Annotated in this window: 2 protein-coding genes; both read left to right on the top strand. The window is 66.5% G+C overall.

Annotated features, from left to right (window positions below; all coding sequences use genetic code 11):
- Window positions 1-480: 480 nt before the first annotated feature.
- Window positions 481-2157: an IS21 family transposase gene (istA, locus tag ACIN94_RS32705; protein WP_400714887.1), complete on the top strand. Its 1677-nt coding sequence runs from the start codon at window positions 481-483 to the stop codon at window positions 2155-2157.
- Entirely contained in the window at window positions 2154-2552 is a 399-nt protein-coding gene (locus tag ACIN94_RS32700; RefSeq protein WP_400714884.1) for an ATP-binding protein, read from the top strand. Before istA ends, ACIN94_RS32700 begins: the two co-directional genes overlap by 4 nt.
- The last annotated feature ends 57 nt before the right edge of the window (window positions 2553-2609 follow it).

Raw genomic sequence — 2609 nt, 5'->3', positions numbered from 1 at the left:
AACGGGCTTGTATCCCCAGAAGGAACCGGCGTTCGGCGGGCAACCCGTGCCAATTTTCACGCCTGTGTGGCGTCACCGGAAGGGACAGGAAGACTGTTTACAAGGGAAGGTCAGGTACCTCGTAGGCGGCACTCCGGTGCGCTGAAGCGGTAGTCGCGGGCCGGTGCTGTGCGCTCCCATGAGCCGATGTTGCTGTACAGGCTGCTGTACAGCAGTCCCGCCCTGCCGGGCCTGACTCCTTCGATGCAAACGAAGAGGCCGTGGGTTTCAAATCCCGCCCCCGGACCCAAGAAGTTGCAGGTCAAGGGCCTGCTGGTTATGACGACTTGAAACGGCCCCACTTGGGCGGCTTGAGCTGGACCCACCTCGGGTCGGTGGAGTGATCCCAGACCGACATGTCGGCTTGAAATGGCCCCACCTTTAGAGTTGCGGTGACAGGCTCGACCTGCTAGATCACGCGCGCCGCGGCAAGGGGGCTTGGTGGCGCTCACCAAAGTCGAGCTGTTCGACCAGATCCGCCGGGATTCGTGGCGTGAAGGCCTAGGAGTTCGGGCACTGGCCCGCAAGTACGGCGTGCACAGGCGGCTGGTCCGCGAGGCACTGACGCAGCCCGAACCAACACCGCGTAAGACGCCGAAACGGCGATCTCCGCAGTTGGAGCCGTTCAAGAAGGTGATCGACGAGTGGCTACGCGCTGACCTGGACGCCCCCCGCAAACAGCGTCATACCGTCAAGCGGATCCACCGCCGACTGCTCGATGAGCAGAACGCGGCCGGGCTGTCGTACTCCACGGTGCGCGACTACCTCGCCAAGCGCAAACCCGAGATCCGTATCGAGGAGGGCCGGGCACCGGCCAAGGTATTCATCCGTCAAAACCATCCGCCCGGTGAGGAAGCCGAGGTCGACTTCGGCGAGTTGTGGGTGAACCTGGCCGGGGTGCTGACCAAGTGCTACCTGTTCGTCTACCGCATGTCGTATTCCGGCAAGGCCATCCACAAGATCTACTCCACCAGCGGCCAGGAGGCCTTCCTGGAAGGGCACGTGGAGGCATTCACCCGGCTGGGCGGCACCCCGACCCGGCACATCCGCTACGACAACCTGACCGCGGCGGTGACCAAGGTTCTCTTCCGCGGCCGGGTCCGGGTGGAAAACCCCCGCTGGCAGCTGTTTCGCTCGCACTATCGCTGCGAGGCCTTCTACTGCGAGCGCGGCATCGACGGCGCTCACGAGAAGGGCGGAGTGGAAGGCGAGGTCGGCTACTTTCGCCGCAACTACCTGTCGCCGGTGCCGCAAGTGGACAGCCTGGCCGAGCTCAACGCCCGCATCGAGCACTTCGAGCAGCTCGAAGACAGCCGCCGGATCGGGGCGCGGCTGCGCACCATCGCCCAAGACTTCGCGATCGAGGCGCCGCTGCTGCGCGCGCTGCCTGACGATCATTTCTCTACCGGTCTGCTGCTGACGCCCCGCGTTGACCGCTATGGCCAGATCACCGTGCGTTGCTGCCGCTACTCGGTGCCGATTCATCTGATCGGGCGCAAGGTGCGGGTGGTGCTGCACGCCTGTGAGGTCATCGTCTACGACCGGCACCATGAGGTCGCCCGGCATGAACGGCTGACCGGGAAGGGCACCGAAACCATCGTGTTGGATCACTATCTGGAGGCGTTGATGCGCAAACCCGGGGCGTTTGCCGGGTCGGTCGCGCTGGAGGCGGCCCGCGTCGGCGGCGCGTTCACCGACGCCCATGAGGCCCTGTGGTCGGCGGCCCGGCGCTCGCTGGGTGAACCCGGGGCGACCCGCGCGTTGATCGAGGTGTTGCTGCTGCACCGCACCATGGACGACGCCGACGTCATGGCCGGGATCCGCGCGGCGTTGTCGGTCGGCTCGTTCGCCGCCGACGTGATCGCGGTGGAGGCCCGCAAGGCCGCCGACGTCCGCGGCACCGGCCGTCCCACCCCGGGCATCGCCCGCCTGAGCGGGCCGACGACGGTCCCGGCCGAAAGCCCCCAGGTGACCAGCCTGACCCGCAAACGCCTGGCCGAGCTTCCCCCCGACACCCGTCCGCTGCCCAGCGTGGACGCCTACGACCAACTGCTGCGCCATCCGGCGCCCAACACCTGCCACCAGTCCGACACCCACCACCAGGAGAGCGCGTCATGACCCGCAACCGGGGCATCACCGAACCCGCCGCCGAGGCCGCGATCGACACCGCCTGCCGAGTGCTGCGCCTGCCGGCCATCCGCGACCAGTTCGCCGACTGCGCCGACCGGGCCGAACGCGAACAGCTCACCTACCGGGGATTTTTGGCCGAGCTCTTCATGGTCGAGTGCGACGAGCGAGACCGCCGCCGCGCCGAACGCCAGCTACGCGCCGCCGCCTTCCCCCGCCCGAAATGGCTCAAAGACTTCGACTACGACGCCAACCCCCACATCGAACCCGCCATCATCAACACCCTGGCGACCTGCGAATGGGTCGGCAAAGGCGCCCCGCTGTGTCTGATTGGCGACTCGGGCACCGTGAGGTGCTCCAGAGATTCCGGACAGGCCACTCGCTAGGGTGGTAACAGTTCGAAGGAGATGGAAACGTGCCGAAAGGTTCCAGGCGTAGGTTCA

The organism is Streptosporangium sp. NPDC087985, assembly GCF_044741965.1.
In the GTDB taxonomy this organism is placed as follows: domain Bacteria; phylum Actinomycetota; class Actinomycetes; order Streptosporangiales; family Streptosporangiaceae; genus Streptosporangium.
The sequence above is the reverse complement of the archived record's forward strand: the minus strand, read 5'-3'. Positions and strand labels throughout refer to the sequence as shown.